Source organism: Cellulomonas septica, assembly GCF_012396155.1.
GTDB classification, from domain to species: Bacteria; Actinomycetota; Actinomycetes; order Actinomycetales; family Cellulomonadaceae; genus Cellulomonas; species Cellulomonas septica.
Genome location: NZ_JAAXOY010000181.1, coordinates 1 through 5735, shown reverse-complemented (window position 1 = coordinate 5735; position 5735 = coordinate 1). Strand labels below are relative to the sequence as shown.

Annotated in this window: 6 protein-coding genes; 1 reads left to right on the top strand and 5 read right to left on the bottom strand. The window is 68.4% G+C overall.

From position 1 onward, the window contains the following. The coding region (locus HGA02_RS08805; RefSeq protein ID WP_168678696.1) for a WYL domain-containing protein at positions 1 to 250 on the top strand (250 nt) is incomplete at its 5' end. 62 nt (positions 251 to 312) lie between these two features. Here the strand turns inward: HGA02_RS08805 and nrdF are convergent. The 5 genes from nrdF to HGA02_RS08780 form a co-directional block, all read right to left on the bottom strand. Beyond that, on the bottom strand, positions 313 to 1293 hold the full coding sequence (gene nrdF / locus HGA02_RS08800; protein ID WP_210728346.1) for a class 1b ribonucleoside-diphosphate reductase subunit beta: 981 nt from the start codon (positions 1291 to 1293) through the stop codon (positions 313 to 315). 169 nt (positions 1294 to 1462) lie between these two features. Next, positions 1463 to 3610: a class 1b ribonucleoside-diphosphate reductase subunit alpha gene (gene nrdE, locus HGA02_RS08795; RefSeq protein WP_168678695.1), complete on the bottom strand. Its 2148-nt coding sequence runs from the start codon at positions 3608 to 3610 to the stop codon at positions 1463 to 1465. Continuing rightward, the gene (nrdI, locus tag HGA02_RS08790) at positions 3580 to 3996 is read right to left on the bottom strand and encodes a class Ib ribonucleoside-diphosphate reductase assembly flavoprotein NrdI (RefSeq protein ID WP_168678694.1); all 417 of its coding nucleotides are present in this window, start codon (positions 3994 to 3996) and stop codon (positions 3580 to 3582) included. The genes nrdE and nrdI overlap by 31 nt, the downstream gene beginning before the upstream one ends. 204 nt (positions 3997 to 4200) lie before the next feature. Beyond that, positions 4201 to 4446 (bottom strand): glutaredoxin-like protein NrdH, encoded by a 246-nt coding sequence (gene nrdH / locus HGA02_RS08785; protein ID WP_013772638.1) that lies wholly within the window; start codon positions 4444 to 4446, stop codon positions 4201 to 4203. A gap of 514 nt (positions 4447 to 4960) precedes the next feature. Next, a partial coding sequence (locus tag HGA02_RS08780) for a hypothetical protein (protein WP_425483050.1) occupies positions 4961 to 5735 on the bottom strand: 775 nt, incomplete at its 5' end.

Here is a 5735-nt window from a genome sequence, read left to right as displayed (position 1 = left end):
CTGCCGCGGCACGGTCGTCCTGCACAGCCCCGCCGCCGCCGTCCGCCCCTTCGCCGGCGACGGGGTCGTCGAGGACCTCGGACCCGACCGCTGCCGCCTCACGACCGGCTCGTGGTCGTGGGTCGCGCTCGCCGCGTCGCTCAACCGCTTCGACACCGACGTCGACGTCGTCTCCCCGCCCGAGCTCACCGACGCGTTCGCCCGGCTCGCCGCCCGCAACGCCGCGACGGCCGCGAGCCGCCCGTCGTGACGCGCGAGAGGCCCGCAACCCCCGGGGGGTGCGGGCCTCTCGTGGCGTGCGTCAGGACCGGATCAGAAGTCCCAGTCCTCGTCCTCGGTGTTGACGGCCTTGCCGATGACGTACGACGAGCCCGACCCCGAGAAGAAGTCGTGGTTCTCGTCCGCGTTCGGCGACAGCGCCGACAGGATCGCCGGGTTCACGTCGGTCTCGTCGCGCGGGAACAGCGCCTCGTAGCCGAGGTTCATCAGGGCCTTGTTGGCGTTGTAGCGCAGGAACTTCTTGACGTCCTCGGTCAGCCCGACGCCGTCGTACAGGTCCTGCGTGTACTCCACCTCGTTGTCGTACAGCTCGAAGAGCAGCTCGAACGTGTAGTCCTTGAGCTCCTGGCGCTCCTCGGCCGACAACGCCTCGAGGCCCTTCTGGAACTTGTAGCCGATGTAGTACCCGTGCACCGCCTCGTCACGGATGATCAGGCGGATCAGGTCGGCCGTGTTCGTGAGCTTCGCGCGGCTCGACCAGTACATGGGCAGGTAGAAGCCCGAGTAGAAGAGGAACGACTCGAGCAGCGTGCTCGCGACCTTCCGCTTCAGCGGCGAGTCACCCTTGTAGTACTGCATGACGATCTCGGCCTTGCGCTGCAGGTTCGGGTTCTCCTCCGACCAGCGGAACGCCTCGTCGATCTCCTTGGTGGAGCACAGCGTCGAGAAGATCGACGAGTACGACTTGGCGTGCACCGACTCCATGAACGCGATGTTCGTGTAGACGGCCTCCTCGTGCGGCGTGATCGCGTCCGGGATCAGGCTGACCGCGCCGACGGTGCCCTGGATCGTGTCGAGCAGCGTCAGGCCGGTGAAGACGCGCATCGTGAGCGTCTTCTCCTGCTCGGTGAGCGTCGCCCACGACTGGATGTCGTTCGACACCGGCACCTTCTCCGGCAGCCAGAAGTTGCCGACGAGCCGGTCCCAGACCTCGGCGTCCTTCTCGTCCTCGAGCCGGTTCCAGTTGATCGCCGACACGCGGTCGATCAGCTTCAGCTTCCCCGTGGGGGTCATGTCCCGTCGTTCCTTCTCGTGTGGTCCCGTCCGCGGCCCGACGAGGGCGCCGACTCTGCCCGGGCCGCCTTCGGCGGCCTTGACGCCCACCACGCCGGAGCCGGCGCCCTCGTCGGTCCGCTCGGAGGTGAGGTCACCACGGCGGACCGACGAGGAGGGCGTCGATCAATCACAGCATGCAGCTGACGCAGCCCTCGACCTCCGTGCCCTCCAGGGCGAGCTGGCGGAGGCGGATGTAGTAGATCGTCTTGATGCCCTTCTTCCAGGCGTAGATCTGCGCCCGGTTGAGGTCACGGGTCGTCGCCGTGTCCTTGAAGAACAGCGTCAGCGACAGGCCCTGGTCGACGTGCTGCGTCGCCTCGGCGTAGGTGTCGATGACCTTCTCGTAGCCGATCTCGTACGCGTCCTGGTAGTACTCCAGGTTGTCGTTCGTCATGAACGGCGCCGGGTAGTAGACGCGGCCGATCTTGCCTTCCTTGCGGATCTCGATCTTCGACGCGATCGGGTGGATCGACGACGTCGAGTGGTTGATGTACGAGATCGAGCCGGTCGGCGGGACGGCCTGCAGGTTCTGGTTGTAGATGCCGTGCTCCTTGACGGAGGCGGCCAGCTCACGCCAGTCGTCCTGCGTCGGGATGTGCACGCCCGCGTCGGCGAAGAGCGCGCGGATGCGCTCGGTGCGCGGAGCCCACTCCTTCTCGACGTACTTCTGGAAGTACTCGCCCGTCGCGTACTTCGAGTCCTCGAACCCGTAGAACGCCTGCTTGCGCTCCTGCGCGAGCAGGTTCGACGCACGGATCGCGTGGTAGGCGACCGTGTAGAAGTAGATGTTCGTGAAGTCGAGGCCCTCGTCGGACCCGTAGAAGATCCGCTCGCGCGCCAGGTAGCCGTGCAGGTTCATCTGGCCGAGGCCGATCGCGTGGCCGCCGCGGTTGGCACGCTTGACCGACGGCACCGACTCGATGTCCGTCTGGTCGGACACAGCCGTCAGGGCGCGGATCGCGGTCTCGACCGACTTGCCGAAGTCCGGGCCGTCCATCGCGAGCGCGATGTTCATCGAGCCGAGGTTGCAGGAGATGTCGCGGCCGACCTCCTTGTAGGAGAGGTCCTCGTTGAACGTCGACGGGGTCGACACCTGGAGGATCTCCGAGCAGAGGTTCGAGTGCGTGATCTTGCCCTTGACGGGGTTCGCACGGTTGACCGTGTCCTCGAACATCACGTACGGGTAGCCGGACTCGAACTGCAGCTCGGCGAGCGTCTGGAAGAACTCGCGCGCGTTGATCTTCGTCTTGCGGATGGCCGCGTTGTCGACCATCTCGTAGTACTTCTCGGTGACGTCGATGTCCGCGAACGGCACCCCGTACACGCGCTCGACGTCGTACGGCGAGAACAGGTACATCGGCTCGTTCTTCTTCGCCAGCTCGAACGTGATGTCCGGGATGACGACGCCGAGCGACAGCGTCTTGATGCGGATCTTCTCGTCGGCGTTCTCGCGCTTGGTGTCGAGGAACCGGTAGATGTCCGGGTGGTGCGCGTGCAGGTAGACCGCACCCGCGCCCTGGCGTGCGCCGAGCTGGTTCGCGTACGAGAACGAGTCCTCGAGGAGCTTCATGACGGGGATGACGCCCGAGCTCTGGTTCTCGATGTGCTTGATGGGCGCGCCGTGCTCGCGGATGTTGCTGAGCAGGAGCGCGACGCCGCCGCCGCGCTTGGACAGCTGCAGGGCGGAGTTGATGCCGCGCGCGATGGACTCCATGTTGTCCTCGATGCGCAGCAGGAAGCAGGAGACGGGCTCGCCGCGCTGCGCCTTGCCGAGGTTGAGGAACGTCGGCGTCGCCGGCTGGAAGCGGCCCGAGACGATCTCGTCGACCAGGCTGATCGCGAAGTCCTGGTCGCCCTCGGCGAGGCTCAGCGCGACCATGCAGACGCGGTCCTCGAAGCGCTCGAGGTACCGCTTCCCGTCGAACGTCTTCAGCGTGTACGACGTGTAGTACTTGAACGCGCCGAGGAAGGTCTGGAAGCGGAACTTCTTCGAGTACGCGTACTCGAAGAGCGTCTTGATGAACGCGCGGTCGTACTGCGCGAGCACCGCCGGGTCGTAGTACTTGTTCTCGACCAGGTACTCGAGCTTCTCGTCGAGGTCGTGGAAGAAGACCGTGTTCTGGTTGACGTGCTGCAGGAAGTACTGCCGCGCCGCCTCACGGTCCTTGTCGAACTGGATCTTCCCGTCCGCGTCGTAGAGGTTCAGCATCGCGTTCAGGGCGTGGTAGTCCAGCCCCGTCAGCTCTACGCGGGTATCTGCGACTGTCGCTGCCAAAATGTCCTCAATCCCTCGCGGACGCGGTGCACGTCCTCGTTCGTTCCCATGAGCTCGAACCCGTACAGGTAGGGGACGCGGCACTTGGCCGCGACGATGTCCCCCGCGATGCAGTAGGCCTCGCCGAAGTTGGTGTTGCCCGCCGCGATGACGCCGCGGATGAGCGACCGGTTGCCCTCGTCGTTGAGGAACTTCACGACCTGCCGCGGCACGGCGCCGCCCTCGTTGCCCCCGCCGTAGGTGGGGACGACCAGGACGTACGGCTCCGTCACGTGCAGGAACGGGTCAGTCGGCCGCAGCGGGATGCGCTGGGCCGGCAGGCCCAGCTTCTCCACGAAGCGGTGCGTGTTGTTCGAGGCGGAGGAGAAGTAGACCAGCGAGCTCATCGCCTGCTCCCCTCGCCTCGGTCGGACGGCCGGGCCGTCGTTCTCGGTGTGCGCTGTCGGTGCGGTGTCGGTGCCTGGGCACGGCGGAGCCGACCCTCTTCGTCTTCCGTACCGGGGGCGGATGCCCGCCGGGCCGGCGCGGTGCGAGTCCTGCGCCGGCCCGGGGCGTCCGTGGTGGGCGACCCGTCCGGCCGCCCGCGTGCGTCAGGCGACGGCGGCGGCCATGCGGTCGGCGAGCGCCTTGATGCGGTCCGGGCGGTAGCCCGACCAGTGGTCGCCGTCGACGATCACGACGGGGGCCTGGAGGTGGCCGAGCGACATGACGTAGTCACGCGCGTCGGCGTCCTCGCTGATGTCCACGACGGTGTACTCGGCACCCAGCTTGTCGAGCGCGCGGTAGGTCGCGTTGCACTGCACGCACGCCGGCTTGCTGTAGACCGTGATCGTCATCGTGGCTCCTAGTTCACTCTCGCGCGACGCTCCCCCCGGAGTGGGTCGCGATGGTCCGTGGGCCCCTTGCGGAGCCGATCGCGGTTCCCCCACCGCGTCGACTTCAACACTACACCTAGGGGTGCGACTCACAAGCCACCACTAGGGATTGTGTTACATCCGTGTCGTTCAACTTCACCCTGTGGAGAACCCAGGGTATCGCCGAGGTCCGACAGAGCCCCCGACCTGCGGGTTCGCGGACCGTCCACAGGCGTCCCCAGCAGCCGCACAGCACCGTGCACAACCGGGTCCACAAGGGCAGCGTCCAGTTCGCCCGGACGCGCCGGGGCGCGACACGCCGCACGGGCCGCAGGACGTCTTCCGACGAATCGCCCGGACGGGTGACGGGAGGCACGACGGCGCCCGACGAGGGGTCGTACCGGGCGCAGGGGCGACGGGTCGCGGCTGGGCGCAGGACGACGTCGGGCCCCGGCGCGTGACGCGTCCGGGGCCCGACGGGCAGCGGTGCAGAGGGCTAGAGCGGGAAGGCCGCGTAGAGGTCGGCGATGTCCGCGACCGGGGCGACGACGTGGAACACCGACGAGCCGTTGGTCCACACCGCGACACCGGTGCCGTCACCGGCGTCGACGATCGTGTACGTCCCGGCCGGCGTGCCACCCGCGACGACCTCGCCCGTCTGGGGCAGCCCGGCGTCGGCCGCACCGGCGGTCGCGGACGGGCTCGGCTCGGCCGCCGCGGTGGGGAGGGCCGCGACGAGCTGCGCGGCGAACGCCGACGCCTCCTCCGGCGTCTCCCACTGACCGGCCCGCACGACGACCTCGCCGTCCGCGCCGTCGCCGAACGTGTCCGTGTACGCCTCGACCGCACCGGCCGCCAGCCACTCGTCGTCGGGCGCGGAACCCGTCAGCGCGTACTGGAGGACCGTCGTCGGCAGGGCGGTCGCGAACGCCGTCGTCGCGGTCCGGGCCGCGGGCTGGATCGTCGGCGTCGGCGAGGGCAGCAGGATCGTGCTCGCCACCGGCGGGGGCGTCTCGTCACCGGTGCTCCGCGACATCAGGATGCCGCCGACGACCACCGCGATCACGACCACGACGGCGCCGATGATCGCCGGCAGCAGCCAGCGCGGCCGCCCGCCCGAGCCTCTCGTGGGACCGCCGGAGGACGCGCCCGACTCGTCGGACGAGCCCGTCGCCGCGGAGGCGGAGGCGGCGACCGCCTTCACCGGCCGCGTCGACGGCTTGCCGAACGACGGACGCACCGGAACGCGTCGCGACGGGCCCGTCGCGGGG

Excerpts from the sequence above, each read along its gene's own strand:
- nrdF (WP_210728346.1), bottom strand. The coding sequence starts at position 1,293 with ATGACCCCCACGGGGAAGCTGAAGCTGATCGACCGCGTGTCGGCGATC.
- nrdI (WP_168678694.1), bottom strand. The coding sequence starts at position 3,996 with ATGAGCTCGCTGGTCTACTTCTCCTCCGCCTCGAACAACACGCACCGC.
- nrdH (WP_013772638.1), bottom strand. The coding sequence starts at position 4,446 with ATGACGATCACGGTCTACAGCAAGCCGGCGTGCGTGCAGTGCAACGCG.